The sequence below is a fragment of the Mesorhizobium sp. WSM3862 genome (genome assembly GCF_002294985.1).
Lineage (GTDB): Bacteria > Pseudomonadota > Alphaproteobacteria > Rhizobiales > Rhizobiaceae > Mesorhizobium.
In genome coordinates this window covers 199,508-214,437 of record NZ_NSGE01000005.1, presented here as the reverse complement: position 1 = coordinate 214,437, position 14,930 = coordinate 199,508, and the positions used below count along the sequence as shown (strand labels likewise).

Genomic DNA, 14,930 nt, shown 5'->3' with positions numbered 1-14,930 from the left:
ATTTTGCGGCGCGCAACGCGCGGGTTACGCTATGTCACTTGCCAAAAGGAGGATGATGATGAAAGCCTTCCTCGGAACGATCTTAGCGCTGGGCCTGTCCGTCTCTGCAGCATCAGCCAATTGCCCGGCACACGCGAAGGATCAAGCCTCAGTCGACGCGCAGCAGACGGCGAGTGTTGACAAGTCCGACACGTCAACATCGACGGAAATCAAGAAAGAAACCCCGGCGAAGTCGGAGTAGTGCTTCTTCTTCGAAGGTAGATTGAGAGAGTGTCCGCGCTGCGGGTAGTAACACCCGAGAGCGGGCTACCATGAGGAGCCATGCGGCGCGAGGACGGCGTGAGTGTCGCCGCTATCGCTGAGAAGCTTCGCTGATCGGCGACGTGAAAGCGTAGCGGTGGCGCCATTTCGGGCGCCCTCAAGGACGGTCTACAAATAAGGCTTCCGCAGGCTGCCGACACTGAACCAAGCGGCCAAGTCTAAAATGCCGGCTCGGGTCCGTTCACGAGACGCCCTCTCCAACAACAGCGACAGCTGATGCAGGTGGATCGATTGGGCGTCTTCAAGCAACTGCAGAAAGCTGGACGCCTCGCCTCGCGGCCACCGACAGCGCTTTAGCGCAGCGATGCGCGCGCGCTGGCGCTTGATGTGCTGCTCGGCCTGCAGAACGCCATTTGGATGTCGTCGGCCAATGCCATGGTTGTAAACGGCGGTGTCGGGCAGGCGGTTCCGCTGGCCCGGCCGGCCCTCGATCATGGTGCAGCAGAGCCTTGCGCATCCTCCTTGCGGCCGGCGATGACGTGCTGGTGCGATGCTGCGCGCCGCTTCTGGCGCAACGCCTCGGATTGAATTAGCATCCGATAATCAAAGTTTCGGCCGCGATCCAGCAGGATGCGGATTGCGGAACCAAGGGGAAGCCGTGTGGCGGTCGCCTGCCGGGCGCCGATTTAAAGGCTGCCTGACCACATCGTCCGGCGGCAGGCGCGGCGGCGCCGGGAGGAGCCAATGCAAAAACTGCAGTCGCAAGGCGTCCATCACATCACGCTGGTCGGCGCCGATCGCCAGACCTCCATCGATTTCTGGGAAGGCGTGCTCGGCATGCCATTCATCTTCGAGCAGCCCAATCTCGACAAAGCGAGCGAAAGCCACCTCTATTTCGACCCGGGCGATGGCCGGCTGATCACGGTCTTCACCGACGAGAGCCGCAGCCCGGTCAAGCGGCGCACACCGACCGATACGGGCTGTGTCCACCACATCGCGTTCTCGGTGTCGCGCGTGACGTTCCTGCAGGCAGTCGGCCGGCTCGACGAGCGCGCCATCAAGCACAGCGGCGTCAAGGATCGCGGCTTCATGGATTCGATCTATTTCGAGGATCCGCTTGGGCTGCTGATCGAGCTTGCCTCCTACCGGTTCGAGCCGCCCGCGGGCTTCAGCCATGCCGACGTGCTGATGGCGGCGCACAAGATCCGCGTTGCGCGCGGCGACTACAATATCGCCGAGGCGCACCTTGCCGACGCCATCCAGGCGCTGGTCGAGCGATCGCGCGAAACATTGTCCGAGAACCGGGCGGCGAAAAATCCATACTGAACAGGTCAGAGGGAGGACCAGATGGCAAAGGCTGCAACGAAGGGAACGAAGAAAGCCGCCGCCAAGCCGGCAGCGAAGATGGCAAAGCCGGCGGCAAAGGTGACTGCGGCCAAGATGTCGGCCAAAGCAGTCAAGCCGGCCGCAAAAGCCGCGCCTAAAGCGACGGCAAAAGCCGCGCCTAAAGCAACGGCAAAGGCAGCACTTAAAGCCAAGGCGAAGCCGGCGAAGAAGCCCGCGGTCAAGCTCAGCATGCTTAGGCCCAGCGTCAACAACATGACGGTCCGGGTGTTCACGCGAGCGGCCGGGCTCGACCATGCCGAGACCGACGCCTGGGGCCTGACGCGCACGCCAGAATTCCTGGCGCGGAACCCGGCGCATCTGACTCCGATGATCGAGGACAAAGGACTTCCCAGAGGCGTGCTTTGGGAAAGCTGCGCAATCATGCAGTACCTCGCCAACAAGCATGGGCTGGACAAGTTCTATCCGAAGGCGCCGGCCAAGCGGGCGATGGTCGACAGCGCCATGTTCTACCTGGTCGGAACGCTCTATCCCTATGTGGCCAGGGCCACTTATCCGGCACTTGGCTTTCCGCAATATGCCGGCGAGGTCGGCCACAGCGATGCCCATCCCGACAAGAAATCGGAGGCGCAAAAGGCTGCCATCGCCGCAATCGCCGAGCCGCTGGAGGTCTTTCATAGTTTCTTCAGGGACGGCAAGCCTTTCATCGGCGGCAACAACCCGTCGATCGCCGACATCCGTCTGGCGGCGACACTGGAGTTTCTGGCGGTCATCGACTATGCGCTGCCTAACTGGGCGAAGGACTATATGGCTGCGATCGAGAAGAAGCTCGGCAAGGCCTATGCTGAACCGGCCGGTGACGTGCGCGGCTACATCGCCCATGTGAAGGCTCAGGCCACTGCTTAAGAAATGTGCGAGGTTAGGGTTTCGTTAACCAAACCCTTGTCTAGTGTCTCGGTCCTCGCTGCGACCACGGATGTACTGGCGCGATTGCCGAGGAGAAGGAAAGGTCGGCTCAGCGCCGGCCTTTTTGCTTTTCCGCCGGCGCGCCAGCGTCACGGCAGCATGATTTTATCGGGTGCCGGCGCGGTTGAAATTCTATTGTCATCCGCGTCGTTGATCGTACCATGCGAACGGGCGAAAGCGGCGAGGACAAAGCCATGAGAAGCACGGCTAGACTTTCAGCGATCGCAGGCGCGCTGCTGGCGATGCCTTTTCCGGCAGATGCCGCATCGCTCAACACGATGAACGAGGTCGGCGCCGCGCTGCAGGCGTGCTGGACGCCGCCGGCCGAAGCCGGAACTGCCTCGGTCACCTTGAGTTTCAGCTTCAAGCGCGACGGCACGCTGATCGGCCCGCCGAAGCCAACGGCCATCAAGGTCAACGGCGATGACAAGGCGCGTCAGGCCTATGTCGACGCGGCGACCGTCGCCCTGCGGAACTGCCTGCCGCTCAGCTTTTCGCCGGAGCTTGCCAAAGGAATTCCCGGGAAGATCTTTACGCTTCAGTTCAATTCGCCGAAGGACAACGCCAAAGCAATTCAGCAGTAGAACTGCCAAGTTGCCCAGTTTCGCCTTCGCCGATTTCCAATAGAAAACACGGCTATGCTTTCTAAGAGGCGCTTTGCTGCTGGACAGCGCTACGCCGGATTGCGCCCGCGGCGGGCATTGGCGTGTTTTTCCAGTTGCGGCATCTCGAAGACATAGTCGCTCCAGGCCGATTCCGGAATTTGTCCGGCCAGATAGCATTCCAGCAATAGATTTTGCTCGGGTGTCAGACGCCTCGGGGCCCGCTCGTGATCCAGTCCAAGCGAATGGATCAGGTTTCTCGTTAGGCCTGAGACGGTGAAATGAACAGACATCTTCGCTCCCCTTCGTGCTGCGCCGATAACGCCAGACACCACACAAAGGTTTCACGCGCAGTGAGGAAACACGCGATCTTATCGTAGCTACGAGGCTACTCGCAGACGACGCGATAGCGCTTACCGGGTTCGCTGACATTCCGGCAGGCGAGCGCCTTCTGTGGCTGGGAGGACGCATCAGCCAAATCCGGCTGAAAGGAAGGGGCCGTCGAAACACGTCTTCGACTGGGGGAACTCACCGGGGCGCTCGGCGGCTGAGGAAATACGTCCGTCGCGATCTGCCGCGAAGCTGTTGTTCCTGGCGGGGCCTTGTCCCAAATGCGCCTGACGTCCATCCGGCTTGGAATGATGACGGTTCCGTCGTCGCTGCGCGTGCAGCCGCTTGCCGCGAGCAGCGCCGGACAGAGAACAAAAGTCAGCATTCGACCAAGCATCAGCTATACCCCCACCGATTTTATAGCCCGGCAGCGGTGGGTTCGCCAACGGACGGATTACCGCAGCGAGGTCGGACCGGCGTCCGCCTAAAACCCGTTAACGGCATCGGGCGTGTTCGGGTGCGAATCGTTAAGGTTAGCCGATCGTTAATGCTTGTCGGGCACATTCCGCCGACGAACCGGGAGGGTTCGGCCTGGGGGTAGGGATGGCGGATAGGGACGGTACTTTCGAGATGGGCGCCGCCCGTTCTTTCGAAGGCGCGGTCGAGCGCGGCGAGGCGGCGGTCCCCCGCGCCCCCGATCAGCATGCGGCCGCGACCTCGGAAGCGCTTGCCAATCTTCGCCTGATGGTCGATTCGATGCCGATCGGCGTCATTGTCCTCGATGCCGACCTCAGGGCGGAGATCATCAACCGCGCCTTCTACGACTTCTGGAAGATCGATCCGCTTCGCGCCACTGCCGGCTGCGGCTTCCGCGAGCTGATGGAGGCCAGCCGCGACGCCGACCCCTATGGTGCCGACGAGGTGGGCTGGCAACGCCACATCGCCGAGCGCGAGGCCGAAATCCGGGCAGGCGTTGCCGGTTCCAGGCAGTTGCCGCGCAATGACGGCCGCGTGCTGATCGCCTCGCTGGCACCGCTTGCCGGCGGCAAGCGTCTGATCTCCTATGTCGACATCACCGACATGAAGCATCGCGAGACCGAGGCAGAGGATGCGCGCAAGAATCTCGCCACGGTGCTGGAGTCGCTGCCGGCCGGCGTCATCATCTATGACCGCCACGATGAATTCGTCTTCGCCAACCGCAAGCTGCATGACAGTTTGCCGGCGCTGAAGCCGGCCTGGCAGCCGGGCCGCACCTTACGCGAGGCGCTCGCTCTCGGTCATTCCGCCGGCTATTTCCGGTCGAGCGGCGACGTCGAGATCGACAATCTCTATGGTGTCGACAAAGAACGCTGGCTCGACACCATGCTGAAGCGTTACCACCTGCCCAATTCGTCCTATGAACGGCTCAATCCCGACGGTCGCTGGTCCCAGGTCTACGACATGAGAGCGGACGACGGCACATTCATAGGGGTGCGCGTCGACATTTCCGATCTCAAGGCCCGCGAGAAGGCGCTGCGCGAGTCGATGCGGCAGATCGACCTTTACCGGCATGTCATGGACGAATTGCCGGTGGCGGCGTTTATCAAGGCCGAGGATCTTACGATCGAGTTCGTCAACAAGGCCTGGTGCGCGCTGACCGGCATTGCCAAGGAAGACGTCATCGGCAAGACGGACCGGCAGCTTTTCGGCTGCGAGGACGCCGAAAGCTACAGCCATGACGATGCCGAGGTCATCGCGACCGGCAAGGGGCGCGAAGTCGAGGAGCCTGTCAGCCATCGCGACGGCACGGTGCGGCAGCTGATGACGCGCAAGAGCCGCCTCGTCGCGACCGACGGATCGGTGCATCTGGTCGGTTCCAGCACCGACATCACCGAGGTCAAGGCGCGCGAGCGGGCGCTCAAGGAAAGCATGAGCGAGAACGAGGTGTTCCGCAACCTGATCGACAACGTGCCGGTGTCGATCTACGCGAAGCGTTCGGATCTAAGGCAATTCTACGTCAACAAGGGCTGGTGCGATCTTACCGGCTTCAGCCAGGAAGAGGCGATCGGCAAGACCGATGTCGAGATCTTCGGCGCGGACGGCGAAGCTTTCGTCACCGGCGACCTGGCGGTGCTGCGCACCGGCGAGACGCAGGAGATCGAAGAACGGGTGACACTGCCCGACGGCAGCGTGCGTCACCAGTTCGCGCGCAAGGGCGCGATGATCGCGTCGGACGGTTCGCTCTATCTGATCGGGTCGACCACGGACATAACGGAACTGAAACAGCGCGAGGCCGAACTCAGCGAGGCGCGCCGGCGCGCCGTGCTTGCCGACCGCGCCAAGTCGGAGTTCCTCGCCAATATGAGCCACGAGATCCGTACGCCGATGAACGGCGTGCTCGGGATGGCCGAGTTGCTCGCAAAGTCGGACCTCGACCCAAAGCAGAGGACGTTCACCGACATCATCGTCAAATCGGGCAACGCGTTGCTCACCATCATCAACGACATCCTCGACTTCTCCAAGATCGACGCCGGCCAACTCGTGCTCGACCCGGCGCCATTCAACCTTGCCGAGGCGATCGAGGATGTGGCGACGCTGGTGTCGACGCGCGCCAAGGAAAAGGACCTCGAGCTCATCGTTCGCGTCCAGCCCGGGCTCGACGGGCAGTTCGTCGGCGACGTCGGCCGGATTCGGCAGATCGTCACCAACCTTCTCGGCAATGCGGTGAAGTTCACCGACAAGGGCCATGTGCTGGTCGACGTGACCGGCGAGCGCGTTCCGTCGGGGACGAAGCTCGCCATCTCGGTCACCGATACTGGCATCGGCATTCCCGAAGACAAGCTGAAGCTGGTGTTCGAGAAATTCAGCCAGGTCGACACCTCCTCGACAAGACGGCACGAGGGCACCGGGCTCGGCCTTGCCATCACCTCGCGGCTGGTCGAACTGATGGGCGGCGAGATCGGCGTCGACAGCGCCGAGGGCAAGGGCTCGACATTCTGGTTCACCGTCACGCTGCCGCGGGCCGAGCGAGGCGGGCAGCGGATCATGCCGGTCGACGTGACCGGCGCGCGCGTGCTGATCGTCGACGACAATGCCGTCAACCGCGCGATCCTCAGCGAGCAGATGGCTTCGTGGACCTTCGATTCCTGCGCGGCCGAAAGCGGCGCCGAGGGACTGAAGGTGCTGATTGCGGCTGCCGCTTACGGCGTGCCTGTCGACTGTGTCGTGCTCGACTACCAGATGCCGGGCATGACGGGCGCCGAAATGGCGCGCATCGTGCGCAACACCGCCGGCCTCGCGCACACGCCGATCATCATGCTGACCTCGGTCGACCAGTCGCTCGCCAGCGCCGCCTACCGCGATCTCGGCATCGATGCGCAGCTGATCAAGCCGGCGCGCTCCTCGATCTTGCTGGAGACGCTGGTCGCCACCATCCAGCGTCATCGCCACAGCACGGCGGCCATCCACCCGCCGTTGATCGGCGGCGTCGAGACTGCGGCCGGCGCGCCGCAGGCATCCACGGCGCAGGCGACGGTGGCCGATCGCGTCCTGCTGCAGCCGCCGCCGGCGCGTGCCCGTCCACGCCTGGCCGGCGCGGAGGCCGGGCTCGACATTCTCGTCGCCGAGGACAACGAGGTGAACCAGATGGTGTTCACGCAAATCCTGGGCGAGACCGGATACCAGTTCGAAATCGTCGGCAACGGCCGCAAGGCGCTGGACGCCTTCGGCAGGCTTAACCCGCGCATGATCCTGATGGATGTGTCGATGCCCGAGATGAGCGGCCTGGAGGCGACCGCGGCCATCCGCCGGCTCGAAGCCGAGATGGGCACGCATGTGCCGATCGTCGGCGTCACCGCGCATGCGCTGAAGGGCGACCGCGAGCGCTGCCTGGAAGCCGGCATGGACGATTACCTGCCGAAGCCGATCAGCCCGAAGGCGCTGCTCGAGAAGCTCGAAAGATGGCTCGGGTCGGACGCGGAAGTTCGCCGCAGCGCCGGATAACAGCCTTTCTGCGCGGCCGTTCACGGCGTCGTCGACGAGGCCCGTCATCTGCGTCCAACGCAGACATATGGTGTGATCGCACCATACAAAACGAAGGCCAGGTCAGGACAATGGCTGCTGTCGATTCCGCCCTTCGGTTACGGGCGGGAGCAGCGACCGCCGGCAAGGAACAGCGTCGACTCTACCCCAACGGACCTGTTTTCGGCGATGGCCAGGCCATGATCCGCTCTGGCGCACAGGCAACGCGCTCTCGTCCGGATTTTATTTCCCGGCGGCCGGAGATCCCCGCCGCCGGGATAATTTTTGATTCAAAAGTCGGACAAGCTGCTGATTCCCGCGGCAAACTTCGGCTCGGTCCGCAAATGGCGGCCGCAGGCCCCCCAGGCATCCCTGTTCAGGCGTTACCGGGCTGACACGAAACTGTCATGCGACTGTAATAATCGAAGTCTATTGCGCTCACCAGGCGCCGATAGACAAGGGTTGCCGAAAGACCATATTCCGAACAGGAGCAGGCCACATGAGACATTTCATCCGCTCGGCGGCCGTTGCGATTGCAATGGCTGCGGCATCCACGCTTTCCCTCTCCGCCGCTATGGCGGCCGACATCTCCGGTGCCGGCGCTACCTTCCCCTATCCGATCTATGCCAAGTGGGCCGACGCCTACAAAAAGGAGACCGGCATCGGTCTCAACTATCAGTCGATCGGCTCCGGCGGCGGCATCAAGCAGATCAAGGCCAAGACCGTGACCTTCGGCGCCTCGGACGCGCCGCTCAAGGGCGAGGATCTCAAGTCGACCGGGCTCGCGCAGTTCCCGATGGTGATGGGCGGCATCGTTCCGGTCGTCAACCTCGAAGGTGTCAAGCCGGGCGAACTGGTGCTCGACGGCCCGACGCTGGCCGACATCTTCGTCGGCAAGATCACCAACTGGAACGACGAGGCGATCAAGAAGCTCAACCCCGACGTCAAGCTGCCCGACCAGGCGATCGCGGTCGTCCACCGTTCGGACGGCTCGGGCACCACGTTCAACTTCAGCTACTATCTGGCCGAAGTCAGCGCCGACTGGAAGTCGAAGGTCGGCGTCAATACCGCGCTCGAGTGGCCGGTGGGCATCGGCGCCAAGGGCAACGAAGGCGTCGCCAACAACGTCGCGCAGACCGGTGGCGCGATCGGCTATGTCGAGTATGCCTATGCCAAGCAGAACAAGCTCACCTATACCGACCTGATCAATAAGGACGGCAAGAAGGTAGAGCCGACCGCTGCCGCGTTCTCGGCCGCTGCAGCCAATGCCGACTGGAGCTCCAAGCCTGGCTACGGCGTCATTCTGGCCAACCAGGCTGGTGCTGAAAGCTGGCCGATGACCTCCGCGACCTGGATCCTCGTCTACCAGAAGCCCGATGATGCGGCGGCCACCACCGAAGCACTCAAGTTCTTCGCCTGGTCCTACGCCAAGGGCGACGACATGGCCGCCGAGCTGGACTATGTTCCGATGCCCGACGCGGTCGTGAAGAGCGTCGAGGAAATGTGGAGCAAGGACATCGTCGACAGCAACGGCAAGCCGCTCTACTCCGGCATGTAATTCCTACGGAATAAGGAGGGCGCCGCTGGCGCCCTCCTGTCTCTTTCGAAATGCGAGGGGCGAAATGACAGCCGTTTCCGAAGCCGTGACATCGTCCGCCATACGGACCAGGGAAGCGACGGTGCGCCGCTTCGCCCTGACCGACACGATCTTCCGAACGGTCACGCGTCTCTCCGCCATACTCGTGCTGGTTCTTCTGGGCGGCGTCGCGGTCTCGCTGATCGCCGGCTCGTGGGAGGCGCTGTCGAAGTTCGGCTTCTCCTTCCTGACGACTGAATCCTGGAATCCGGTGACCGAGAATTTCGGCGCGCTCGCGCCCATCTACGGCACCGTCGTCACTTCGGCCATCGCCATCCTCATTGCCGTGCCGATCGGCATCGGCATCGCCGTCTTCCTGACCGAGCTCTGCCCGCGCCCGCTCAGGCGCCCGATCGGTATCGCGGTCGAGCTGCTCGCCGGCATTCCCTCGATCATCTACGGCATCTGGGGCCTGTTCGTCTTCGCGCCATTCCTGCAGACGACGGTACAGCCGTTCATCATCAATCTTTTCCACGGCATACCGGGTCTCGCCAGCCTGTTTGCCGGTCCGCCCTACGGCATCGGCCTGCTGACGTCGTCGCTGATCCTGGCCATCATGGTGCTGCCCTTCATCACCTCGATCACCAAGGACGTGTTCGACACGGTGCCAGCGGTGCTGAAGGAATCGGCCTACGGCATCGGCTGCACGACCTGGGAAGTGACCCGGCGTGTGGTCATCCCCTATACGCGGGTCGGCATCATGGGCGGCGTCATGCTCGGTCTTGGCCGCGCGCTCGGCGAGACGATGGCCGTCACCTTCGTCATCGGCAACGCGCACCGCATCAGCGCCTCGCTGTTTGCGCCCGGCACGACGATCTCGGCGACCATCGCCAACGAATTCACCGAAGCCGACGGCGAGCTTTACACGTCCTCACTGGTGGCGCTCGGACTGATCCTGTTCATCATCACCTTCATCATCCTCGCGCTCGCACGCTACATGCTGTTGCGCATCGATAGCCGCACGGGAGCCTGACCGATGTCGACAGCCGCATCGCTCCACCGAAGCCGCAAGCGCAAGAACGCCGTGATGATGGCGCTGTGCACCATAGCGGCGGGCATCGGCCTCGTCTGGCTGGCGCTGATCCTCGGCGCCCTTCTCTATAAGGGGCTCTCGGGGCTCTCGCTTTCGGTGTTCACGCAAATGACACCGCCGCCCGGCGACGCCGGCGGCCTGCTCAACGCCATCTACGGCAGCATCGTGATGACCGTGATCGGCATCGTCGTCGGCACGCCGATCGGCGTGCTCGCCGGAACCTATATGGCCGAGTACGGGCGCTTCTCGCGCCTCACCACGGTGGTGCGCTTCATCAACGACATCCTGTTGTCGGCGCCGTCGATCATCGTCGGCCTGTTCGTCTACGAGCTGATGGTGCGGCCGATGGGTCATTTCTCGGCGATCGCCGGCGCGGTGGCGCTGTCGATCCTGGTGATCCCCGTGGTAGTGCGCACCACCGAGGACATGCTGAACCTTGTGCCCAACGCGCTGCGCGAGGCTGGCACCGCCATCGGCGCGCCGCGCTGGGTGGTGATCCGCTCGGTCGCCTATCGCGCCGCACTGTCCGGCATCGTCACCGGCATATTGCTGGCGATCGCCCGCATTTCGGGCGAGACGGCGCCGCTGCTCTTCACCGCGCTCAACAACCAGTTCTGGTCGAGCAATCTCAACGCGCCGATGGCCAGCCTGCCGGTGACCATCTTCCAGTTTGCGCTGAGCCCTTATGAGGAATGGCAGCAACTGGCCTGGACGGGCGCACTCATAATCACCCTGACGGTTCTCGGGCTGAGCATCTTCGCCCGCAGCCTTACCGGACGCAGAGAGGACAGATGAAACCGATGTTGTCCACCGACCTGAACGTAGCCGAGACGACCGCCGAGAAGGCCAAGATCGAAGTCAAGAACCTCAACTTCTACTATGGCCAGTCGAAGGCGCTGAAGGACATCAACCTGTCGCTGCCCGAGCGCAGCGTCACCGCCTTCATCGGACCTTCGGGCTGCGGAAAGTCGACGCTGCTGCGCGTGCTCAACCGCATCTACGAGCTCTACCCGAAGCAGAGCGCCGAAGGCCAGGTGCTGCTCGACGGCAAGAACATCCTCGACCGCTCGCAGGACCTCAACCTGCTCAGGACCAAGATCGGCATGGTGTTCCAGAAGCCGACGCCGTTCCCGATGTCGATCTACGAGAACATCGCCTTCGGCGTCAGGCTGTATGAGAAGATAAGCAAGGCCGAGATGGACAATCGCGTCGAACAGGCGCTGAAGCGCGCCGCGCTGTGGAACGAGGTCAAGGACAAGCTCAACGCCAGTGGCCAGAGCCTTTCGGGCGGCCAGCAGCAGCGGCTCTGCATCGCCCGCACCGTGGCGGTGAAGCCGGAGGTCATCCTGCTCGACGAGCCGGCATCGGCACTCGATCCGCTGTCGACCGCCAAGATCGAGGAGCTGATCGACGAGCTACAGGCCGACTACACGATCGTGATCGTCACCCACAACATGCAGCAGGCCGCGCGCGTCTCGCGGCAGACCGCGTTCATGTATCTCGGCGAGCTGATCGAATTCGACCGGACCGAAAAGATTTTCACCTCGCCCCGCGAGAAGCGCACGCAGGACTACATCACCGGCCGCTTCGGCTGAGTTCATACGAGGACATAAACATGGCCCATACGGTCGCTTCCTTCGACGAGGATCTGAGGCAGATCAGCCAGCTCATCCGCGACATGGGCGATCTTGCCGGCTCGATGGTCGGCGCGTCGACCAAGGCTCTGCTGAATTCCGACAACGCGCTGGCGCAGCGCGTGGTCTCCGACGATGCCATCATGGACGCGCGCCAACGCGAGCTCGACGATCGCGCCATCACGCTGATTGCCAAACGCCAGCCGATGGCCGACGACCTGCGCAGCGTCGTTGGCGCCATCCGGATGGCCGGCGATCTTGAGCGCATCGGCGACCTTGCCAAGAACATCGCTAAGCGCGTCGGCTCGGTCGGCATCAGCGCCGCGCCGCGCGACCTTTCGCACTCAATCGACTCGATGGCGCAGCTGGTGCTGATCCAGGTCCAGGGCGTGATCGAGGAATACGCGGCCGGCGACGCCACGGCGCTCGCCAAGCTCCGCAACGACGACGAGCGCATCGACGTCAAATACACCTCCGTCTTCCGTGAGCTCCTGACCTACATGATGGAGGATCCGCGCAACATCACGGCTTGCACGCATCTGTTGTTCTGCGCCAAGAATCTGGAGCGCATCGGCGACCACGTCACCAACATCGCCGAGAACGCCTACTATGTGCTGACCGGCACGCAATTGCCCGCGAATCGTCCTAAGCAGGACGAGACGGCGATGTCGGCGCCGGCGGCCTGACAGCGAAGGTGCCTGCTAAATGATCGCGCCACGCATCATGGTGGTGGAGGACGAGGAGCCGCTGGGGGTGCTGCTCCGCTACAACCTCGAATCCGAGGGCTATCAGGTCGAGGTGGTGACGCGCGGCGACGAGGCCGAGATCCGCCTGCAGGAGAATGTGCCCGACCTTCTGGTGCTCGACTGGATGGTGCCGGCGGTGTCCGGCATCGAGCTTTGCCGGCGCCTCAGGATGCGGCCCGAGACCGAACGCCTGCCGATCATCATGCTGACCGCGCGCGGCGAGGAAAGCGACAGGGTGCGCGGCCTCTCGACCGGCGCCGACGACTATCTGGTCAAGCCGTTCTCGACGCCGGAATTCATGGCCAGGGTCAAGGCGCTGCTGCGCCGCGCCAAGCCGGAGGTGCTGTCCAGCGTGCTCAAGGTCGGCGACATCGTGCTCGATCGCGAATCGCATCGCGTCTACCGCAAGAAGAGCGAGATCCGGCTCGGCCCGACCGAGTTCAGGCTGCTCGAATTCATGATGCGGCATCCCGGCCGGGTGTTCTCGCGCAGCCAGCTGCTCGACAATGTCTGGGGCGAGACGATCTATATCGACGAGCGCACCGTGGACGTGCATGTCGGCCGCCTGCGCAAGGCGGTCAACAACGGCCGGATGCCCGATGTGATCCGCACCATTCGCGGGGCGGGCTACGCGATCAGGGAAGATTAGCCGCCGGCCCGGAGTTCATCCGTGCCTTCCAGGCGAGACAGTGCAGCCCAAAGCGCGTCGAACTCCGCTTTGGCAATCTCGCGGGTTTGCAAACCATCGTGCTCGGCCTCTTCCACCGTAGGCAGCTCCCCCTCGGGCAAGTGGTCGCCGTCGAGGCCTCCGGGATATGCGAGGAGCATGCGGCCATCGGCGTATATGTGTATTGCCCGACGACCAAGATTCTGTGCATCGCATTCGAAATAGTACAGGGTTGGCAAATCCGCGCCCCCAGGCGTGACACTCATGAGCCAGCGAGCGGGAGGGCCGAAGTCAGGCAGATAATAGGTTACGCCAAGCCGGTTCTTGTAGCTCTTCACCATAGGCACTCGTCGGCCTCAGGCGACATTCTTCCCCGCACCGCTTCTCGCCTGCACGCCCGAGGCGAAGATCTCCTGGTCGACGAAGGTCAGCGCGCGCATGGCGCAGCCTTCGCGGATCAGCGGCAATTCGTTCGGCTCGGTATCGAAGGAGATCGAGTTTGAATGCTGGCCGCCGGCGGTCTGGGCAATCGCCTCGCGCAGCGCCGGCTCGATCAGATCGAAGGCGGCGGCGCTTACGCCGACCATCGCGACCGGCGCTGGGTCGATCAGCGCGAACAGGCTGCCAAGGCCGAAGCCCAGCGCCTCGCCGGCCCGGCGATAGGCCTCGCGCTCCGGGCCATCCGTCTCGCGCGCCTTGGCGGCGAGCGCCCGCATGTCGGCGTCGCCGACATCGACCGGCTCGGCGTCCTCGCTCATCTTCATGGCGCTGCGCCAGATGGCGTAGTTGCCGGCATAGGCCTCGACGCAGCCGCGGCGACCGCAACGGCAGAGCGCGCCGCCCGGACGATGGATCATGTGGCCGAACTCCCCGCCGGAAGAATGTGTGCCGGTGAACAGCTCGCCCTTCAGCACCAGTCCCATGCCGATGCCGTGGGAGAGCAGAATGGCGATGAAATTGTCGCGATAGCGGTGGGGATCGCGCCACTGCAGCGCCACCGCCATCATGTTGCAGTCGTTCTCCATGGTGGCCGGAATGCCGAATTCCTTTTCCAGGATGTCGGCGAAGGGAATGTCGGTCAGCGGCGTGATCGGCGACCATAGCATGGTGCGGGCATGGGAATCGGTGATGCCTTGGATGCCCATGGCGATGCGGGCGACGCTGCCGACGTCGAGGTCCGGATCGTCCAGCCGGCGCCGCACGATCGCCAAGCATTCGCCGATCAGCTCGTTGCGCGGCATGGTGAGGGTATCGAGGCGGCGCTGCTCCTCGGCGATGACCTGGCCCGCATAATCGATAACGGCGAGCGAGAGGAAATTGAGCGACAGCACCACCGTTACCACCGCTGCCGCCTCAGGCTTGAGCGCGAGGCCCACCTGTGGCCGGCCGCGCTTCAGAGACGCGGTCTCGCTCGGCTTGCTCTCGGCCAGGATGCCTTCCTGGATCAGATCGGAAGAGATCGCCGAAATGGTCGAATGGCTGAGCCCGGTGGTCGCGGCGATTTCCGTGCGCGACGGCTGGCCGGCCCGGCGCACGGCCGAGAGCACCATGGCGCGGTTGCGCCGGCGCAGATCGTCGTGGCGGATTCCGACCGACATTTTTTCTCCTCCCAGTCAGCGCGGCCTCTCGATCATGCACAGGACCCGGCGACGCGCCAGATCGATTCACCACCCGGACGCCGGCACCCGAACCGTCCCGGTTTTTACAAGTTT

15 protein-coding genes are annotated in these 14,930 nt (G+C 63.5%); 11 read left to right on the top strand and 4 right to left on the bottom strand.

Annotation, left to right across the window (positions count from 1 at the left end; translation table 11 throughout):
• The first annotated feature begins 58 nt into the window (after nucleotides 1-58).
• The gene (locus CK224_RS16715) at nucleotides 59-241 is read left to right on the top strand and encodes a hypothetical protein (protein ID WP_067002221.1); all 183 of its coding nucleotides are present in this window, start codon (nucleotides 59-61) and stop codon (nucleotides 239-241) included.
• 188 nt (nucleotides 242-429) lie between these two features.
• Here CK224_RS16715 and CK224_RS16710 read toward each other — a convergent pair whose 3' ends face one another.
• Nucleotides 430-756: a hypothetical protein gene (locus tag CK224_RS16710; protein WP_095782504.1), complete on the bottom strand. Its 327-nt coding sequence runs from the start codon at nucleotides 754-756 to the stop codon at nucleotides 430-432.
• A 249-nt stretch (nucleotides 757-1,005) separates the two neighbouring features.
• Between CK224_RS16710 and CK224_RS16705 the strand changes: the two genes are divergently transcribed.
• The 3 genes from CK224_RS16705 (at nucleotide 1,006) to CK224_RS16695 (ending at nucleotide 3,155) form a co-directional block, all read left to right on the top strand.
• Nucleotides 1,006-1,587 (top strand): VOC family protein, encoded by a 582-nt coding sequence (locus CK224_RS16705; RefSeq protein ID WP_067319302.1) that lies wholly within the window; start codon nucleotides 1,006-1,008, stop codon nucleotides 1,585-1,587.
• Between the two features lie 21 nt (nucleotides 1,588-1,608).
• A complete protein-coding gene (locus CK224_RS16700) occupies nucleotides 1,609-2,511 on the top strand; it encodes a glutathione S-transferase family protein (protein WP_095782503.1) in 903 nt (300 codons plus the stop codon).
• A gap of 254 nt (nucleotides 2,512-2,765) precedes the next feature.
• On the top strand, nucleotides 2,766-3,155 hold the full coding sequence (locus tag CK224_RS16695; protein WP_095782789.1) for a hypothetical protein: 390 nt from the start codon (nucleotides 2,766-2,768) through the stop codon (nucleotides 3,153-3,155).
• Between the two features lie 89 nt (nucleotides 3,156-3,244).
• On the opposite strand, the gene CK224_RS16690 is transcribed toward CK224_RS16695, so the two are convergent.
• On the bottom strand, nucleotides 3,245-3,466 hold the full coding sequence (locus CK224_RS16690) for a hypothetical protein (RefSeq protein ID WP_067002082.1): 222 nt from the start codon (nucleotides 3,464-3,466) through the stop codon (nucleotides 3,245-3,247).
• Between the two features lie 640 nt (nucleotides 3,467-4,106).
• On the opposite strand from CK224_RS16690, the gene CK224_RS16680 reads away from it, so the two are divergent.
• The 7 genes from CK224_RS16680 (at nucleotide 4,107) to phoB (ending at nucleotide 13,200) form a co-directional block, all read left to right on the top strand.
• Nucleotides 4,107-7,484, top strand: a complete 3,378-nt coding sequence (locus tag CK224_RS16680; RefSeq protein WP_245425969.1) for a response regulator — start codon at nucleotides 4,107-4,109, stop codon at nucleotides 7,482-7,484.
• 517 nt (nucleotides 7,485-8,001) lie between these two features.
• On the top strand, nucleotides 8,002-9,060 hold the full coding sequence (gene pstS, locus CK224_RS16675) for a phosphate ABC transporter substrate-binding protein PstS (RefSeq protein WP_067002085.1): 1,059 nt from the start codon (nucleotides 8,002-8,004) through the stop codon (nucleotides 9,058-9,060).
• Between the two features lie 64 nt (nucleotides 9,061-9,124).
• Entirely contained in the window at nucleotides 9,125-10,111 is a 987-nt protein-coding gene (gene pstC, locus CK224_RS16670; RefSeq protein WP_067002087.1) for a phosphate ABC transporter permease subunit PstC, read from the top strand.
• A gap of 3 nt (nucleotides 10,112-10,114) precedes the next feature.
• Nucleotides 10,115-10,966 carry a phosphate ABC transporter permease PstA gene (gene pstA / locus CK224_RS16665; protein WP_067002090.1) on the top strand — a complete coding sequence of 284 codons (852 nt, stop codon included), beginning with the start codon at nucleotides 10,115-10,117 and terminating at the stop codon, nucleotides 10,964-10,966.
• The gene (gene pstB, locus CK224_RS16660) at nucleotides 10,963-11,766 is read left to right on the top strand and encodes a phosphate ABC transporter ATP-binding protein PstB (RefSeq protein WP_067002093.1); all 804 of its coding nucleotides are present in this window, start codon (nucleotides 10,963-10,965) and stop codon (nucleotides 11,764-11,766) included. The genes pstA and pstB overlap by 4 nt, the downstream gene beginning before the upstream one ends.
• A gap of 20 nt (nucleotides 11,767-11,786) precedes the next feature.
• Entirely contained in the window at nucleotides 11,787-12,491 is a 705-nt protein-coding gene (gene phoU, locus CK224_RS16655) for a phosphate signaling complex protein PhoU (RefSeq protein WP_095782502.1), read from the top strand.
• 19 nt (nucleotides 12,492-12,510) lie between these two features.
• A complete protein-coding gene (gene phoB / locus CK224_RS16650) occupies nucleotides 12,511-13,200 on the top strand; it encodes a phosphate regulon transcriptional regulator PhoB (RefSeq protein ID WP_010911896.1) in 690 nt (229 codons plus the stop codon).
• On the opposite strand, the gene CK224_RS16645 is transcribed toward phoB, so the two are convergent.
• Nucleotides 13,197-13,559: a hypothetical protein gene (locus CK224_RS16645; RefSeq protein WP_095782501.1), complete on the bottom strand. Its 363-nt coding sequence runs from the start codon at nucleotides 13,557-13,559 to the stop codon at nucleotides 13,197-13,199. The two genes, phoB and CK224_RS16645, sit on opposite strands and share 4 nt — an antisense overlap.
• A 15-nt stretch (nucleotides 13,560-13,574) precedes the next feature.
• Nucleotides 13,575-14,816, bottom strand: a complete 1,242-nt coding sequence (locus tag CK224_RS16640) for an ROK family transcriptional regulator (protein WP_095782500.1) — start codon at nucleotides 14,814-14,816, stop codon at nucleotides 13,575-13,577.
• Nucleotides 14,817-14,930: the final 114 nt, after the last annotated feature.